A 16,320-nucleotide genomic window follows, 5' to 3' on the forward strand; every position below is an offset into this window, starting at 1 on the left:
TCGGCTGCCTCAATTGCTCGTTGCCGCATTCAAGTTCGACAGGAAGAATTGAGGTCCGCTCCCCGCACGGCACGTCCGCCGCTCGGTAGGGCTTCCCTGCGGTGCGCGCTCCCAGGAATCCGACCCCGCCCGCAGTGTGGGCGCGTAGCCGAAGGGAGGACCGTGACCTTCGGATTCGCTCCGGCCTCGGCAGCGGCGTCGACATCCGCCGCTTCCGCCAACCGCCTGCTCGAACCCGCGGAATGGGCCGCTGCGGGTATCCCCCTGCTGCGTAGCCCCCGCGAGGTGGTCAGCGGACTGCACGCCCGGCACCATCCGCAGCCGGCGACCGCTGTCATCGCCGTGCTCGACCCGGACGAGCGGCTGCGGGCGAGCGCCTCGTTCGTCCGTCGTCCGGCCCCGGCCGACGGCTGGATGTTCCGCAACGTGCTGCTGGCGCAGTTGCGCCGCATCATTCCGCACGACCTGCGGCGCCGCACACCGGTGCGCACCGCTGTGTTGCTCTACTGCCGTGAGGGCGACGCGCGTTGGACGGAGGAAGACGGTGCCTGGATGTGGGGTCTGCGCGACGCCTGCACCCTGCACGGGCTGCGGTGCGGGGCGTACATCACGCTGACCCGTGACGGCTGGCAGGTCCTCGGTGAGGACCGTGGCGGACGCCGGCCGCACTCGGCCTCGGCGCCGGAGCCGTTCGCCACGTCGGAGGCGCCACCACCGCAGCCGCGTACCGGTGGCGCAGCCTCGGAGATACTGCGCCGCGCGGCAGCGGCTCGCTGAGGCCCCGACCGAGCGCCCGGGCCGCGTCCCACGGCGCGGCACAACACGGCCCCGCGCCTGCCCCGCTCTCACACGGGCACCCCGGACGACCCGGCGACACGCTCGCCACGACGGCACCTGCACACGACGACACCCGGGCACGACGACACCCGGGCACGACAACAAGACGGCGACCGGCCTCGGGCCGGCCGACCCGAGCCGCGGGTCAGCGCTCAGCCTCGACCCCGACGCGTTTCGTTCGCAAGGCAGGCTGAAGCGCCCGCCGTGCGAGAGTCGCCGAAGCGGTGTGCGACGTCAGTCGCCGCCGCCCTGGTGGACGCTGCGGCCGAGGCTCAGACGCCGGCGCCGAGCACCGCGTTGATCCGCTGCGGGTCCCCGCAGACGATCAGCAGGGCGTCGGCCCGGGAGTGGGCCAGGGCCAGCGCGCTCGCGGCCGCGGCTTCGGAACCACCGTTGACGGCGACGACGACCACCGGGCGCGACGCGGCGCGGGCCGCGACGGTGGCGTCCGTGTAGAAGACGTCGTCGCGGGCGTCGTGCTGGGCCCAGTAGGAGGCTGCTCCGAACGACAGCTCGTGCGTGGCCCACGGATGCTGCTCGCCGGTCGTGATCACCAGAATGTCGCCGGGGGCGCGACCGGAGTCCAGCAGTAGGTCCACAGCCTCCTCGGCGGCGTCGAGCGCGCCTTCCACGGAGGCCGGGATCAGCTGGATCTGCGGCGTGGCCGGGGCGGCGGCACCGGCGTCAGGGCCCGCCGGAGCGGGCTTGGCGGCCACGTCACGCGGGGTTCGCTGCACCGGCGGCGCGGGCCTGAGTGGCCCAGGACGACCGGGACGCGACGGAGCCGCGGGACGGGGGCCGGGTACGGGACGGGGGGTCGGCGCGGTGCGGCCGCTGGCCGGAGTGGCGCGGGGACCCTGGGCACTCTCGTGAATCTGAGGCTCCTCGGGGATGAGAGGCATGGGTTGATATTTATCAAACGTTGGTACGACCCGCGTCGGCGGGTGGCGCATGTGTGCGAGCGAAACCGTCAGAAATCGAAGCCCAACTGACCCTCGATTTCCGGAACACTTCCGTCCGCCCAGCTGCGGGCCTTCTTGAGATGCCGCCACTGGGGCAGCGCATCAAGATACGCCCACGACAACCGGTGGTAGGGGGTGGGGCCCCGCTCCGCCAGTGCGGCCTTGTGCACGGGTGACGGATACCCGGCGTTGTCCGCAAAACCGAAGTCTGCATGGTCGATACCCAGTTCGGCCATCATTTTGTCGCGCTGAACCTTGGCGATCACCGAGGCCGCCGCGACCGCCACGCACGACTGGTCGCCCTTGATCACCGTACGCACCCGCCAGGGTGCCCCGAGATAGTCGTGCTTGCCGTCGAGGATGACGGCGTCGGGACGGACCGGCAGGGCGTTCAGTGCACGCTCGGCCGCGAGCCGCAGGGCGGCGGTCATGCCGAGATCGTCTATCTCCTCCGGGGAGGCGTGCCCCAAGGCGTACGACGACACCCAGGTCCGCAGCGTCTCGGCGAGTTCGGTGCGTCGCTTGATGGTGAGCAGCTTGGAGTCCGTGAGGCCCTCGGGCGGGCGGCGCAGTCCGGTGATCGCCGCGCAGACGGTGACGGGGCCGGCCCACGCGCCGCGCCCCACCTCGTCGACACCTGCAACGATCTTCGCTCCGGTCGTGGCTCGAAGGGAGCGCTCGACGGTGTGAGTAGGCGGTTCGTACGGCATGGCGCCCCTAGATTACGCCGCCCCGAACCGCCCGCGACACCCTGGCCCGCCTTACGGCACCGGGGCCCTCACCGACTCGTGTCAGGAGCCGTCCGGCCGGAGCAGCGGAACCATCAACTGGTCGATCATCTCCTCGACTTGTTCGTTCCGCCATTCACAGCCGCACATCTTGGAGCGGTACATCATCATGGCCGGGATGGCGTCGAAGACATAGCCGTTGGCAGCGTCAGGACGCACTTCACCTCTGGCTATGCCTCGCTCGATCACTTCCCGAAGCATCCTGATGGTGGGTTCCACGACGCCCTCGAAGATGACGGCATGGAAACGCTCGGCCTGGGTCGTGTCGCATTCGTGAATCACCGAGCGAAGGGCGAAACCGGGACGGGAGAACATCGCGTCGCGGGCGCGCAGGCACAGCGCCAGGAGGTCCTCGCGCACGCTCCCCTCGTCGGGCACCTCGTCGAACGTCGGCAGGCCCGCGCGCAGGGCGTCGGCGACGAGGTCCTCCTTGGAGGGCCAGCGCCGGTAGACGGCGGCCTTGCCGGTCTGGGCGCCGGCGGCGACACCTTCCATCGTCAGGCCGTTCCAGCCGACGGTACTGAGTTGGTCCAGCGCGGCGTCGAGGATCGCGCGTTCGAGCACGGCGCCGCGTCGGCGGGCCGTCTGAGCGGGGGCATCCGCCCAGCTCGGGGTAACCATCGGACTCTCTCCAACGAGCAGTGGAAGCGGGGATTCCGGGGATGGGGGAGCGCGCCGGACGGCACCGCAGGGGGATGTGCCGAACGACGCCGCCCTAAGTGAACGCTTGCGTTCACTGTCAGGAACTCACTACCGTTGACGCGACAGTGAACGCGAGCGTTCACTAAGGCACTCGTGGGGGACCCATAGTGACAACCTCTCCATTGCTCCAAGACCAGAAGAAGCCAGGCGCGGCCCGCCGGGAGGGACATCCCGGCATCGCGCTCACGGTCATCGCGGCCTGCCAACTCATGGTGGTACTCGACGCGACGATTGTGAACATCGCGCTCCCGCACATTCAAGACGCGCTCCAGTTCAGCACCACCGACCTCACCTGGGTCGTCAGCTCCTACACGCTCACCTTCGGCGGTCTGCTGCTCCTGGGCGGCCGCGCCGGTGACATCCTCGGCCGCCGCCGGGTCTTCATGACCGGCATCCTGCTGTTCACCCTGGCGTCCCTGCTCGGCGGTTTCGCGCAGGAACCCTGGCAGCTGCTGGCCGCACGCGTCCTGCAGGGGGTGGGAGGCGCGATCGCGTCGCCCACGTCGCTGGCGCTCATCACCACCACGTTCCCCGAAGGGCCGGAGCGCAACCGGGCCTTCGGCGTCTTCGCCGCCGTCTCCGCCGGTGGCGGCGCCATCGGCCTGCTCGCGGGCGGCATGCTCACCGAGTGGCTCGACTGGCGCTGGGTGCTCTTCGTGAACGTGCCGATCGGCATTTTGATCGCTGTCCTCACCCCGCTGTACATCGGCGAGTCCGAGCGGCACTCCGGCCGCTTCGACATCGCGGGCGCGGTGACCTCGACCGCGGGCATGGCGTCCCTCGTCTACGGCTTCATACGCGCGGCGGACGAGGGTTGGCGGGACAGCCTCACCATCGGCTCGTTCGGTGCCGCGGTGGTCCTGCTCGTGGCGTTCGCGATCATCGAGTCGCGGGCCAAGGAGCCGATCACCCCGCTGCGGATGTTCGCCGACCGCAACCGCTCGGGCACCTACGTGATCATGCTCAGCCTGGCCGCGGCGATGTTCGGGATGTTCTTCTACATCGTGCTGTTCGTGCAGAACGTGCTCGGCTACACGCCGATCGAGGCAGGACTGGCCTTCCTGCCGGTGACGGTCGTGATCGCGCTGGGCGCCGGTCTGTCCCAGCGGTTCCTGCCCGTGCTCGGCCCCAAGCCCTTCATGGTCGTGGGCTCGATGCTCGCGATGATCGGGCTGGCCTGGCAGGCACTCATCAGCTCGGACAGCTCCTACGTCGGAGGTGTCCTCGGCCCGATGCTGGTCTTCGGCTTCGGCATGGGGCTGAACTTCGTCACGCTGACGCTCACCGCCGTCTCCGGCGTCGCCCAGCACGAGGCGGGTGCTGCCTCCGGCCTCCTCAACGCCACGCAGCAGGTGGGCGGAGCACTGGGCCTGTCCATCCTGACGACGGTCTTCGGCTCGGCGACCAGGGACGAGGCGGAGAAGCAGTTTCCGCAGTTCATGGCCGAGGGTTCCGCCCAGCAGAAGGCCGAGTTCGCCAGCACGCATCAGCTGCCGGCGCCCTGGGGGCACGAGGTTCTGGCCCAGGGCATCTCCGCGGCGTTCATCCCGGCCGCCGCGATGGCCGTCCTGGCCGTCGTCACGGCCTGGCTGGTGATTCAGGTCCGCAAGAGCGACCTGGAGGCGCTGGCCGGCTCGGCCGGGCCAGGGGTCGGCTGACCGGAGGCTGTCACGAACCGGCCTCGGCGGCTCGCCGGCAGGACCCGAGCAGGCCTGTCGGGAGCTGTCGGGCCGGTTCGCGACCCGCCGCCCCGTCCGGAGGCGGCGTAGGACAGCGCCCGCGCCCCAGAGGTGAAGCAGACTCGCGAGCAACACCTTCACCATCGCCCCCCTTTCGCACTCCGACACGGCTTACGTGCACATGCGCTGCGGCACCACGCGCAGTGGTTGGCAGGACAACGAGCGGGCGGTCACGGAGAGTTCCCGGAGTGTACGGAGAGTTCGCAGAGATCGGTTCGCCATCGGGCAGCGCACGGCCCCCGACCGTCCGGCAACCTGGCCGGCAGGCCCTTCGCCCATGGGCGCCGAGCCTGAGACCGACGCGGCATCGCGCCTGAGACCGACGCGGCGTCGCGCCTGCGCGTCGAGCGCCGGGACGACATGAGCGTCATGTCCGTACGGCGAGTCCAGGCGGACACGGGCGGTCGCACCGCGCGCCCGGGCGGAGGCCGCGGCTCGGGCGTCACCCCACGCGCCGAGCCTCAGACCGAGGCGGGCACCCAGTCCGGAAGGGCCTCGGTCCGCTCCACCCACGGGGCAGGTGGCGTCCCGGCCTTGCCCGAGGCGATCACGCCCCCCACGATCGCGCAGGTCGTGTCGACATCACCGCCGGCCTGGGCGGTCGTCCAGAACGCCTCCTCGTAGTCGCCGAGACTCCTCGCCGCCGACCAGAGTGCGAAGGGCACGGTGTCGTGGGCCGTCGTCCGCCGCCCGCAGCCCAGCACCGCCGCAACCGTGGCGGCGTCACCGTAGTCGAGCATGTCCCGGGCCCGGCGCAGGCCCGCCCCCACAGCGCTCTTGGGGACCAGGTCGATCACCCCGTCGAGGAGCGATTCGGCGCCGGGCGGTCCGCCCGGCGCCGCGGCGAACGCGGCGGCCGCGGCGACGGCCATGGCGCCGACCACGGCCTCGCGGTGCTGGTGGGTGGTGTAGGCGGAGATCTCCGCCTGGTGGGTTGCCTGCTCGGGATCGTCCGCGTACCAGGCGCCCAGGGGAGCGATCCGCATCGCCGCGCCGTTGCCCCAGGACCCCTGCCCGTTGAAGAGGGCAGCGGCGAGCTCGCGCCAGTCGCCGCCCTCCCGGACCAGCCGCAGGAGACGGCTGACCGCCGGGCCGTAGCCCCGGTCGAAGTCGTGGTGCTCGGCGAAAGACAAAGCGAGGGCGTCCTGGTCGATGCGGTGGTGCGCGGCCAGCACGGTGACGACGGAGGCCGCCATCTCCGTGTCGTCGGTCCACTGCCAGGGCCCGGGCGGTAGTTCGCGGCGCTTCAGCAGCGGGTAGTTCACCGGCACGAAGTACTGGGAGCCCAAGGCGTCCCCGACGGACAGGCCGCGCAGAGCGGCCAGGGCGCGGTCCAGGCGCGCGTCGGGGGAGAAATCAGAGGTCATCGCCCTGCCACTCTATCCGGAGATCCCGTACGGCTCGGGGTCCCGCCAGCGATCGAACGGCCGGTCCAGCGTGTACTTGCCGTCGTCTCCCAGAACGAGCATCCGCACCTCGCCGTTCCCCGGATTGGAGAGCGACTCGAACTCCGCGACCGTCCAGTGGAACCACCGCATGCAGAACAGCCGCATGGCCAGCCCGTGGGTGACGATGAGGACGTTCGGCGGATGGTCGGGATCCTCGAAACTGCGGAACAGGCTCTCCAGGAAGCCACCGACCCGGTCGTACACGTCGGCACCGGACTCCCCCTGGGCGAAGCGGTAGAAGAAGTGGCCGTACGCGTCCCGGTAGGCCTTCTGGAGGCGGACCTCGTCGCGGTCCTGCCAGTTCCCCCAGTCCTGCTCGCGCAGCCGGGGCTCCTCGCGTACCCGTATCAGTGCGGGGTCGAGGCGGAAGGCGCGCAGCGTCTCGTGGGTCCGCCGGTAGGGGGAGACGTAGACGCTGACGCGTTCGCCGCCGAACAGCTCGCGCAGGTGCTCGCCCGTGGCCTCCGCCTGCCGTCGACCGCGGTCGGTCAGCGCCAGGGCGTGGTCGGGTTCACGCTCGTACACGGAGTCATCAACATTGCCCGTTGACTCGCCGTGCCGGACAAGGACGATGCGCCGTGGTCGTGCCATGCCAAAACCCTAGATCGGGTGAGCGCCCGCCGAGCACCCGGACGGTACCCATACAGCGTAGGTCACACGAATTCGCCCCCGCATCACGCCCGCGCGAGGCCGTCGGCCGCCCGGTCCGGCGGGTCGCACGCCGACGGGAGCCAGACGATGCGATGGGTCGCCCGCCGACCGGGGTCAGACGGTCCGGTGCGTCGCCCGCCGACCGGGGTCAGACGGTCCGGTGCGTCGCCCGCCGACCGGGGTCAGACGGTCCGGTGGGTCGCCCGCCGACCGGGGTCAGACGGTCCAGCTCGGCTCCATGTCCACGACGGCTCCGGTCAGCGCCGCCACGTCCGCCTCCGTCTGGGCGCGCAGGGCGAGCCGTTCGATACGTTCGGTTCGGTACTTGCCGTGCTCGGCGGCCGACCGCCACATCGACAGCACCAGGTACTCGTGGCCCGGCGCCTCGCCGAACAGCCCGCGCACCATGCCGGGCGAGCCGGCCATCGCCGGATTCCAGACCTTCTCCTGCATCAGCACGAAGTGCTCTGCCCGTTCCTCGTGGACACGGCAGAGCGCGACGCGCAGCAGGTCGGCGTCCGTGAAGCGCGGCTCGAAGCCGGTCTTCACGTCGAAGCGGTAGTCGAACAGCCTGACCTGGGCGTCCTTGAAGGTGCCCGACTGGGCCGACGCGAGCCGGTCGTGGGACCGGGCCATGAACGAGTCGTAGAAGGCGCGGCTCTCCCAGAACGCGAAGATGTGCGCCACGTCCGGCCGCCCTCGGCTCCAGCCACCCCCCTGCCCGCGAAACCCCGGCTCCCCCAGAAGCCCCGCCCACTTCCGCTGCCCCCGCTCGAACCCGCGGCGGTCCACCACGGTGCAGCGAATCCACTTGACCAGCACCGCGCCATGGTAAGGCCAGGGAGCGTGGCGCCGGTCACTCTCGGCTGGACAGCTCCGCCACGCGCGCACCCGCGCGCGTGGCAGGATGGACAAACAGTCGTGGATGCCTGTCAGTTGAGGTGGACGGGCGGGTCGGTACGGGGAAGGGGACGCCGGTGGACGGGCTCAACAAGGGGCTGCGCAAGGTCGAGATCGCGGTGCGGTGGGACCCGAGTCCGGCGGGGCAGCCCTCCACCGACCTGGACCTCGTCGCGGCGACGTACGCGGCGGACGACCCGCACGGCGACCCCGCCTACGTGGTGCACTTCGACAGCCGCTCCCCCGACGGCACCATCTACCTCAACCGGGACAGCAAGGACGGTCAGGGCTTCGGCTTCGACGAGGTCATGACGCTGGAGCTGGAGCGGCTCGACCCGCGGTACGCGCGCGTGCTGGTGGGTGTCGTCATCCAGCAGCGCCCCGCGGAGCGGACCTTCGTCAGCGTCGTCAACCCCGGCCTGCGCATCCGCGAGGGGTACGACGTCCTGGCCGAGGACGACTTCGGCGGGGTCCTGGGCGCCACGGCCGCCACGGTCGCGGAGTTCGTCCGGGAAGGCACCGGACCTTGGCGCTTCCGTCCCGGGCTGCGCGGTTTCGAGGGCGACCCTGTGACGTTCACCAGGACGATGGGCGCGGCCGGACGGGCCTGAGCCGGACGGCCCGAGGGTGCGTCATCATCGGACGCTCCCCGGGGCCCGGCGAGACGAGGAACGACGAGAGGGGCACCGCCCGAAGGCGGTGCCCCTCTGTCATCGGCTCAGGCGCCCGGCGTCATCGGCCCAGGCGCGCGGCGTCAGCTGCAGCCGCTGGTCGAGCCGCAGCCCTCGCAGATGTAGCAGGAGCCGGCGCGCTGCATCTTCGTCCCGCAGGAGAAGCACAGCGGGGCGTCGGCCTGGATGCCCAGCTGCATCTCGACCAGTTCGGCGCTGGTGTGGGCCTGCTGCGGGGCGGGCTTGGCCGCCTCTTCCACCTTCGGAGCGGAAACGGCCTTCAGCTCCTGGGCCCGCGGCGCCGACTGAGCCAGGCCCTCGACGTCGACCTCGTCCTCGGTCGGCTCGTAGGAGCCGGTCTCCAGGTGACGCTGACGCTCCTCGGCGGAGTGGATGCCGAGCGCGGAGCGCGTCTCGAAGGGCAGGAAGTCCAGCGCCAGACGGCGGAAGATGTAGTCGACGATCGACTGCGCCATCCGCACGTCCGGGTCGTCCGTCATGCCGGCCGGCTCGAAGCGCATGTTGGTGAACTTCGAGACGTACGTCTCCAGCGGCACGCCGTACTGGAGGCCCACCGAGACGGCGATGGAGAAGGCGTCCATCATGCCCGCGAGGGTCGAGCCCTGCTTGGACATCTTCAGGAAGACCTCGCCGAGACCGTCGTCCGGGTAGGAGTTGGCGGTCATGTAGCCCTCGGCGCCGCCGACGGTGAAGGACGTGGTGATGCCGGGACGTCCCTTCGGGAGGCGCTTGCGGACCGGGCGGTACTCGACGACCTTCTCGACCGCGGTGCGGATCGTCTCCTCGGCCTTCTCGGTGATCTCGACCTTCTCCTTCTCCTTGGTCTTGGCGGAGAGGGGCTGGCCGACCTTGCAGTTGTCGCGGTAGATCGCGAGGGCCTTGACGCCGAGCTTCCAGGCCTCGAAGTAGATCTCCTCGACCTCCTCGACGGTCGCCGTCTCCGGCATGTTGACCGTCTTGGAGATGGCACCGGAGATCCACGGCTGGATCGCGGCCATCATGCGGACGTGGCCCATCGGGGAGATGGCCCGCTCGCCCATGGCGCAGTCGAAGACCTCGTAGTGCTCCTGCTTGAGGCCGGGGGCGTCGATCACGTTGCCGTTCTCGGCGATGTGGGCGACGATCGCCTCGATCTGCTCCTCGAGGTAGCCGAGGCGGCGCAGGGCCTGCGGCACGGTGCCGTTGACGATCTGCATCGAGCCGCCGCCGACGAGCTTCTTGAACTTGACCAGGGCGAGGTCGGGCTCGACACCGGTGGTGTCGCAGGACATCGCCAGGCCGATGGTGCCGGTCGGGGCCAGCACGGACGCCTGGGAGTTGCGGAAGCCGTTCTTCTCCCCGAGGCGCAGGACGTCGCCCCAGGCCTCGCTGGCCGCGGCCCACACCGGGGTGTCCAGGTCGTCCATACGGACGGCCTTGTCGTTGGCGTCGGAGTGCTGCTTCATGACGCGCTTGTGGGCGTCGGCGTTGCGGGCGTAGCCGTCGTACGGGCCGACCACCGAGGCGAGCTCGGCGGAGCGGCGGTAGGCCGTGCCGGTCATCAGGGAGGTGATGGCACCGGCGAGGGCGCGGCCGCCGTCGGAGTCGTAGGCGTGGCCGGTGGCCATCAGCAGGGCGCCGAGGTTGGCGTAGCCGATGCCGAGCTGGCGGAACGCGCGCGTGTTCTCGCCGATCTTCTGCGTCGGGAAGTCCGCGAAGCAGATGGAGATGTCCATCGCGGTGATGACGAGCTCGACGACCTTCTGGAAGCGCTCGGCCTCGAAGGACTGGTTGCCCTTGCCGTCGTCCTTGAGGAACTTCATCAGGTTCAGCGAGGCCAGGTTGCAGGACGTGTTGTCCAGGTGCATGTACTCGCTGCACGGGTTCGACGCGGTGATCCGGCCGGACTCGGGGCAGGTGTGCCAGTTGTTGATGGTGTCGTCGTACTGGATGCCGGGGTCGGCGCACGCCCAGGCGGCCTCCGCGATCTTGCGGAACAGCTGCTTGGCGTCGACCTCCTCGATGACCTCGCCGGTCATGCGGGCACGCAGGCCGAACCGGCCGCCCTCCTCGACCGCCTTCATGAACTCGTCGTTCACTCGGACCGAGTTGTTGGCGTTCTGGTACTGGACGGACGTGATGTCGTCGCCGCCCAGGTCCATGTCGAAGCCGGCGTCGCGCAGGACGCGGATCTTCTCCTCTTCCTTGACCTTGGTCTCGATGAAGTCCTCGATGTCCGGGTGGTCGACGTCGAGGACGACCATCTTGGCGGCGCGACGGGTGGCGCCACCGGACTTGATCGTTCCTGCGGAGGCGTCGGCGCCGCGCATGAAGGAGACCGGGCCGGAGGCGTTGCCGCCGGAGGACAGCAGTTCCTTGGAGGAGCGGATGCGGGAGAGGTTCAGGCCGGCGCCGGAGCCGCCCTTGAAGATCATGCCCTCTTCCTTGTACCAGTCGAGGATCGACTCCATGGAGTCGTCGACGGACAGGATGAAGCAGGCGGAGACCTGCTGGGGCTGCTTCGTGCCGACGTTGAACCACACGGGGCTGTTGAAGCTGAAGATCTGGTGCAGGAGGGCGTACGCCAGCTCGTGCTCGAAGATCTCGGCGTCGGCGGGCGAGGAGAAGTACTTGTGGTCCTCTCCGGCCTTCCGGTACGTCTTCACGATGCGGTCGATCAGCTGCTTGAGGCTGGTCTCGCGCTGCGGGGTGCCGACGGCACCGCGGAAGTACTTGCTGGTGACGATGTTGACCGCGTTCACCGACCAGAAGTCGGGGAATTCGACGCCGCGCTGCTCGAAGTTGACCGAGCCGTCGCGCCAGTTGGTCATGACGACGTCACGGCTCTCCCAGGCCACCTCGTCGTAGGGGTGAACCCCAGGGGTGGTGTGGATGCGTTCGATACGCAGGCCCTTGGTCGCCTTGGGGCTCTTGGCGCGGGAACTCCGTGCCGGACCGCTCGCCGTCTCTGTCATGCCGCCTCCCTCTACGGGCGAAAACGCCCTGAAGTGCCCCGTTGTTCCCGGTGCACGGTGTTCTGTCTGGTGCTGCGGGCACCCACTCACGTCGCCCGCAACAGGTCTTCACATCGCCGCCGTCCGGCCGGTCCCGGAGCTGCCTTCCGGGTCCGGCCCGCCGGTCAGTCGGCGGCGCCTGCGGGCTCGGGGACGTGTGCCGTCCCTCCGGGCCCGCGGTCGTCTTCCTGGCTCCCCGCACCCGTGTCCTCGCGGTCGCCGTCGTCCGCGTCGGGGCGTCCCGCGCCTTCCCTGAGCTCCGCGATGGCCGCCTCGAAGTCCTCGAGCGAGTCGAAGGCCCGGTAGACGGAGGCGAAGCGCAGGTAGGCCACGAGATCGAGTTCCTGCAACGGGCCGAGTATGGCCAGCCCCACGTCGTGGGTGGTCAGCTCGGCGCTTCCGGTGGCCCGCACCGCCTCCTCGACCCGCTGCCCGAGCTGGGCGAGCGCGTCCTCGGTGACGGGCCGTCCCTGGCACGCCTTGCGCACACCATTGATGATCTTCGTGCGACTGAAGGGTTCGGTGACGCCGGACCGCTTGACCACCATGAGCGAGCACGTCTCCACGGTCGTGAAACGACGGGAGCAGTCAGGACACTGGCGGCGCCTGCGGATCGACGTGCCGTCGTCGGTCGTACGACTGTCGACGACCCGGCTGTCGGGGTGCCTGCAGAAGGGACAGTGCATGATCTCCGAACCCTCCTCACAGCAGACTCATTAGCCTCGCCAGACGTCACGCGCCCCACGAAGCAGCCCCAAGCATAGGCGATGACCATGGGCGTGAAGACCGGGGGGACCACAACTTGTGGGCTGCTGTTGCAATCCAACCACTAGATGTGGGGATTGGCTCATACATGCAGGCCGTGTGCGCGTGTCGCGCGCGTAGCCGCAGGTGGCGCCCGACGGGCGGCTGCACACCGGCCCCGCGTGCCGCCGCGGCACCTCGCCGACCCCCCGGCATGCCCGCCCGCCGCGACACCGCGGCATCCGTTCACGCACGGCCGTATCGCCCCGGCGCATGCGGAGATACGGTGGGCGCCGCGAGGAGGGGACGTGGGACTCCCGCACAGATGAGGGCCGACCCCGAAGCGGGGGAATGCCGGATGGCAGACTGGGGCACCAGTCCACGAGACGATCACCCCGGCGGTGAAGAGTACAGCAATGGGCCCTTTTGTCCGCCAGGTGGCCCGGCCGCCAATACACCCGGACACATGATCGCGTCCGGTAATTCGCGTTTTTTCACTCGAACGTGTGTTTGGCGCAACCTTTCGAAAGCAACTACCGTTGGCTAGCAGGGAGACCATCGAGAGGGGCCGACGTGACCACCACCGCAGACAGTGCCACCATCACTGCCCAGGACCGCTCCCAGGGCCGACTGGAGCCGGTGCATGCGATGAACGAAGCCACGAACCCTGAGGGGCACAAGCGCTCCCTGCCGGGCCGACCTCCCGGCATCCGGGCGGACAGCTCGGGCCTGACCGACCGGCAACGCCGCGTGATCGAGGTCATCAGGGACTCGGTGCAGCGTCGCGGCTATCCGCCGTCGATGCGGGAGATCGGTCAGGCCGTCGGCCTCTCCAGCACCTCCTCCGTCGCGCACCAGCTGATGGCGCTGGAGCGCAAGGGCTTCCTGCGCCGCGACCCGCACCGCCCGCGCGCCTACGAGGTGCGCGGTTCGGACCAGGCCGCCTCGGTGCAGCCCACGGACACGGCGGGCAAGCCGGCCGCGTCCTACGTTCCGCTGGTCGGCCGTATCGCCGCCGGTGGCCCGATCCTCGCCGAGGAGTCGGTCGAGGACGTCTTCCCCCTGCCCCGCCAGCTCGTCGGCGACGGTGAGCTGTTCGTCCTGAAGGTCGTCGGAGACTCGATGATCGAGGCCGCGATCTGCGACGGCGACTGGGTCACGGTCCGCCGCCAGCCGGTCGCCGAGAACGGCGACATCGTGGCCGCCATGCTGGACGGGGAGGCCACGGTCAAGCGCTTCAAGCGCGAGGACGGCCACGTCTGGCTCCTGCCGCACAACGCGGCCTACGAGCCGATCCCCGGCGACGACGCGACCATCCTCGGCAAGGTGGTGGCCGTACTGCGCCGCGTCTGACCGCGCGCACCGCGTCGGGCGGGCCGAGCAGGCCCCCCTCAGACCGGGCCCCGGGACCCCTGCGCCGGTTCCGGGGTCCTGCGCTGTCCGGGACCGGTCGGCGTTGCCGCACGGCAGTACTGCCCGGGACCGGTCGGCGTTGCCGCACGACGATCGGGATCAGCTCGACGCGACCGGAGGTCCGGCCCACGGCATCCGGGCCGTGAACCGGCCAGGCGCCGTCCGGATCGTGGGCCGGTCCGGCGCCATCCGGGTCGCGGGCCGGCCCGGCGCCATCCGGGTCGCGGGCCGGCCCGGCGTCATCCCGCCGCTTCCGTCTGCCCGGCCTCTTCCGTCTGCTTCGCCGCCGCGTCGATCGCCGCCAGCGACTTCCGCACCTGGTTGCGGTCGGTGGTGTACCAGAAGTCGGGCATCGACGCCTTCAGGTACCCGCCGTAGCGAGCCGTGGCCAGTCGCTGGTCGAGCACCGCGACCACACCGCGATCCCCCGACGCCCGCACGAGACGGCCGGCGCCCTGCGCCATGAGAAGGGCGGCGTGCGTGGCGGCGACCGCCATGAAGCCGTTGCCGCCGGCTTCCTCCACGGCCTTCTGGCGGGCGCTCATCAGGGGGTCGTCCGGGCGCGGGAAGGGGATCTTGTCCATGACGACCAACTGGCAGCTGGGCCCGGGCACGTCCACGCCCTGCCACAGGGACAGCGTGCCGAAGAGACAGGTCCTGGGGTCGGCCGCGAAGTTCTTGATGAGCTCGCCGAGCGTCTCCTCGCCCTGGAGCAGGATCGGGTACTCGGGGATCCGCGAACGCAGTTCCTCGGCGGCAAGCTGGGCGCCCCTCATGGAGGAGAAGAGGCCCAGGGTGCGGCCACCGGCCGCCTGGATCAGCTCCGTGAGTTCGTCGAGCATGTCCGCGCGGTCGCCGTCCCGCGCGGGACGCGCCAGATGCTTGGCGACGTACAGGATGCCCTGCTTGCGGTAGTCGAAGGGCGAGCCCACGTCGATGCCCTTCCACTTCGGCAGATCGTCGCCCTCGGTGCCCTCCGGGGCGAGGCCCAGGGAGGCCCCCACGCCGTTGAAGTCGCCACCGAGCTTCAGCGTCGCCGACGTCAGGACCACCGAGCGGTCCGTGAAGAGCTTCTCCCGCAGCAGCCCCGAGACGGACATGGGCGCGACGCGCAGGGAGGCACCGAACCGGTCGTGGCGCTCGTACCAGACCACGTCCCATTCGGAACCGTTGGTGATCCGCTCCGCCACGTCGTGCACGTTCTCCACGGCGGCCAGGGCCTGCTTGCGCACCGCGTCCTCGTCCTGGACCGACTTGTCCCGGGTCGTCCCGATCGCGGAGATGACCGTGCGGCACGCGTCGCGCAGCGCCATCAGCGCGTACCCGAGGTCCTCGGGGATTTCCTCCAGGCGGCCCGGCAGCGCCAGCTCCATGAGCCGCTCGAAACCCTCGGCGGCGGTCTGGAGCTGGTCCGCGGCCTTCTCGTTGGCGAGCTTCGCGGCGCGGCGCACCGCGCGGTTGACCTGGCCGGGGGTGAGTTCGCCGGTGGCGACGCCGGTGACCCTCGACACCAGTTCGTGCGCCTCGTCGACGATCAGTACCTCGTGCTGCGGGAGGACCGGGGCGCCCTCGATGGCGTCGATGGCGAGCAGGGCGTGGTTGGTGACGACGACATCGGAGAGTTTGGCCCGCTCCCGGGCCATCTCCGCGAAGCACTCCGCGCCGTAGGCGCACTTCGAGGCGCCCAGGCATTCCCTCGACGACACCGACACCTGCGCCCACGCGCGGTCGGAGATGCCGGGGGTGAGGTTGTCCCGGTCGCCGGTCTCGGTCTCGTCGGCCCAGTCGCGGACCCGCAGCAGGTCCTGCCCCAGCTTGCTGGTGGGCGCGGCCGCCTCGAACTGGTCGAAGAGGCCGTCCTCCTCGTCCTGCGGGACACCCTCGTGCAAGCGGTGCAGACAGAGGTAGTTCGACCGGCCCTTGAGCATGGCGAACTCCGGGCGGCGACGCAGCAGCGGGTGCAGCGACTCGACCGTTCTCGGCAGGTCGCGCTCCACGAGTTGGCGCTGCAGAGCCAGGGTGGCGGTCGCGACGACCACTCGCTCCCCGTGCGCGAGCGCGGGCACCAGGTAGCCCAGCGACTTGCCGGTGCCGGTGCCGGCCTGGACCAGCAGGTGGGAACCGTCATCGATCGCTTCCGCGACGGCTTCGGCCATGGCCACCTGGCCGGGACGCTCCGTACCGCCGACGGCAGTGACGGCAGCATGCAGGAGTTCGGGGAGTGAGGGCTTCGTCATAGCGCGACCACCCTACGACCCAGCACTGACAAACGGGTGATCAAGGCGAGGGCGGGGGGCGGGATCAAGACCGTGGACTCCTCGGGGCGGGATATGCGGGGGGCGGTGGGCTGGATATGGGAGCGGGGGTTGCACGGTCGGCGATGGGTGACGTCAGCGTGGGGGGGATCTGAACAGTCCCGCGGGCCGCAGTGGTGCGGCGGGCAGCGGCGAG

At 70.3% G+C, this 16,320-nt stretch carries 13 protein-coding genes; 4 read left to right on the forward strand and 9 right to left on the reverse strand.

The genetic code is table 11. The annotated features are described in order from the left end of the window. Positions 1-162: 162 nt before the first annotated feature. On the forward strand, positions 163-777 hold the full coding sequence (locus ACIGAN_RS03135; RefSeq protein WP_311688392.1) for a hypothetical protein: 615 nt from the start codon (positions 163-165) through the stop codon (positions 775-777). 332 nt (positions 778-1,109) lie between these two features. Here ACIGAN_RS03135 and ACIGAN_RS03140 read toward each other — a convergent pair whose 3' ends face one another. The 3 genes from ACIGAN_RS03140 to ACIGAN_RS03150 all read right to left on the reverse strand — a co-directional run bounded on the left by ACIGAN_RS03140 (position 1,110) and on the right by ACIGAN_RS03150 (position 3,208). Further along, on the reverse strand, positions 1,110-1,739 hold the full coding sequence (locus tag ACIGAN_RS03140) for a hypothetical protein (protein WP_399854578.1): 630 nt from the start codon (positions 1,737-1,739) through the stop codon (positions 1,110-1,112). A 68-nt stretch (positions 1,740-1,807) separates the two neighbouring features. Then, complete coding sequence (locus ACIGAN_RS03145; protein ID WP_365741118.1) at positions 1,808-2,509, reverse strand: ribonuclease HII; 702 nt, start codon at positions 2,507-2,509, stop codon at positions 1,808-1,810. Positions 2,510-2,590: 81 nt separating this feature from the next. Further along, entirely contained in the window at positions 2,591-3,208 is a 618-nt protein-coding gene (locus tag ACIGAN_RS03150; protein ID WP_365741116.1) for a TetR/AcrR family transcriptional regulator, read from the reverse strand. A gap of 188 nt (positions 3,209-3,396) precedes the next feature. Between ACIGAN_RS03150 and ACIGAN_RS03155 the strand changes: the two genes are divergently transcribed. After that, the gene (locus ACIGAN_RS03155) at positions 3,397-4,947 is read left to right on the forward strand and encodes an MFS transporter (RefSeq protein ID WP_399854579.1); all 1,551 of its coding nucleotides are present in this window, start codon (positions 3,397-3,399) and stop codon (positions 4,945-4,947) included. Between the two features lie 542 nt (positions 4,948-5,489). Here the strand turns inward: ACIGAN_RS03155 and ACIGAN_RS03160 are convergent. From ACIGAN_RS03160 to ACIGAN_RS03170, 3 genes are all read right to left on the reverse strand, one after another. Then, positions 5,490-6,395, reverse strand: coding sequence for an ADP-ribosylglycohydrolase family protein (locus ACIGAN_RS03160; RefSeq protein ID WP_399854580.1), 906 nt, complete (start codon positions 6,393-6,395; stop codon positions 5,490-5,492). A gap of 12 nt (positions 6,396-6,407) precedes the next feature. Beyond that, positions 6,408-7,067 (reverse strand): histidine phosphatase family protein, encoded by a 660-nt coding sequence (locus ACIGAN_RS03165; RefSeq protein ID WP_351360411.1) that lies wholly within the window; start codon positions 7,065-7,067, stop codon positions 6,408-6,410. Positions 7,068-7,343: 276 nt separating this feature from the next. Beyond that, a complete protein-coding gene (locus tag ACIGAN_RS03170) occupies positions 7,344-7,949 on the reverse strand; it encodes a YdbC family protein (protein ID WP_365741110.1) in 606 nt (201 codons plus the stop codon). A 155-nt stretch (positions 7,950-8,104) separates the two neighbouring features. On the opposite strand from ACIGAN_RS03170, the gene ACIGAN_RS03175 reads away from it, so the two are divergent. Then, on the forward strand, positions 8,105-8,638 hold the full coding sequence (locus ACIGAN_RS03175; protein ID WP_399854581.1) for a TerD family protein: 534 nt from the start codon (positions 8,105-8,107) through the stop codon (positions 8,636-8,638). A 143-nt stretch (positions 8,639-8,781) separates the two neighbouring features. Here ACIGAN_RS03175 and ACIGAN_RS03180 read toward each other — a convergent pair whose 3' ends face one another. Next, the gene (locus ACIGAN_RS03180; protein ID WP_365741106.1) at positions 8,782-11,673 is read right to left on the reverse strand and encodes a vitamin B12-dependent ribonucleotide reductase; all 2,892 of its coding nucleotides are present in this window, start codon (positions 11,671-11,673) and stop codon (positions 8,782-8,784) included. 164 nt (positions 11,674-11,837) lie between these two features. After that, positions 11,838-12,398, reverse strand: coding sequence for a transcriptional regulator NrdR (gene nrdR, locus ACIGAN_RS03185; RefSeq protein WP_365093690.1), 561 nt, complete (start codon positions 12,396-12,398; stop codon positions 11,838-11,840). 631 nt (positions 12,399-13,029) lie between these two features. Between nrdR and lexA the strand changes: the two genes are divergently transcribed. Further along, the gene (lexA, locus tag ACIGAN_RS03190) at positions 13,030-13,809 is read left to right on the forward strand and encodes a transcriptional repressor LexA (RefSeq protein ID WP_171145262.1); all 780 of its coding nucleotides are present in this window, start codon (positions 13,030-13,032) and stop codon (positions 13,807-13,809) included. Between the two features lie 299 nt (positions 13,810-14,108). On the opposite strand, the gene ACIGAN_RS03195 is transcribed toward lexA, so the two are convergent. Further along, entirely contained in the window at positions 14,109-16,106 is a 1,998-nt protein-coding gene (locus ACIGAN_RS03195) for an ATP-dependent DNA helicase (RefSeq protein ID WP_365741102.1), read from the reverse strand. Between the last annotated feature and the right edge of the window lie 214 nt (positions 16,107-16,320).

The organism is Streptomyces sp. NPDC085931 (assembly GCF_044540565.1).
Taxonomy (GTDB): Bacteria; Actinomycetota; Actinomycetes; order Streptomycetales; family Streptomycetaceae; genus Streptomyces.

Coding starts and splice junctions, on each gene's coding strand:
- nrdR (WP_365093690.1), bottom strand. CDS start 12,398: ATGCACTGTCCCTTCTGCAGGCACCCCGACAGCCGGGTCGTCGACAGT.
- ACIGAN_RS03160 (WP_399854580.1), bottom strand. CDS start 6,395: ATGACCTCTGATTTCTCCCCCGACGCGCGCCTGGACCGCGCCCTGGCC.
- ACIGAN_RS03195 (WP_365741102.1), bottom strand. CDS start 16,106: ATGACGAAGCCCTCACTCCCCGAACTCCTGCATGCTGCCGTCACTGCC.
- ACIGAN_RS03180 (WP_365741106.1), bottom strand. CDS start 11,673: ATGACAGAGACGGCGAGCGGTCCGGCACGGAGTTCCCGCGCCAAGAGC.
- ACIGAN_RS03145 (WP_365741118.1), bottom strand. CDS start 2,509: ATGCCGTACGAACCGCCTACTCACACCGTCGAGCGCTCCCTTCGAGCC.
- ACIGAN_RS03150 (WP_365741116.1), bottom strand. CDS start 3,208: ATGGTTACCCCGAGCTGGGCGGATGCCCCCGCTCAGACGGCCCGCCGA.
- ACIGAN_RS03165 (WP_351360411.1), bottom strand. CDS start 7,067: ATGGCACGACCACGGCGCATCGTCCTTGTCCGGCACGGCGAGTCAACG.
- ACIGAN_RS03140 (WP_399854578.1), bottom strand. CDS start 1,739: ATGCCTCTCATCCCCGAGGAGCCTCAGATTCACGAGAGTGCCCAGGGT.